General features: G+C 44.4%; 1 pseudogene. It reads left to right on the forward strand.

The annotated features are described in order from the left end of the window. Window positions 1-266 (forward strand): annotated as a pseudogene (locus tag AAEY72_RS15150) (hypothetical protein); the annotation flags it as partial.

The raw sequence follows: 266 nt of genomic DNA on the forward strand, positions 1-266 counted from the left end.
TGGTTACCGCCAAGGCCAAGGTAAAGCGCCAATTAAAGAGCACTTAGCTGCTGCATTAATTAAGCGAAGTGGCTGGCTTGAAAATGTAAAACAGCCTTTATTCGATCCATGTTGTGGTGCGGGCACTATTTTGATAGAAGCTGCCGGTATGGCGCGAAACGAAGCGCCAGGATTATTCCGTGAAGGTTTTGCTTTTGAGCGTTTACCCAGTTTTAGAGCCGCTAAGTTTAAAGAGCTTAAAGAAGAGTTACTCGCTAATATTACTG

Origin of the sequence: Psychrobacter sp. W2-37-MNA-CIBAN-0211 (genome assembly GCF_040309405.1) — a bacterium.
GTDB classification, from domain to species: Bacteria; Pseudomonadota; Gammaproteobacteria; order Pseudomonadales; family Moraxellaceae; genus Psychrobacter; species Psychrobacter glaciei.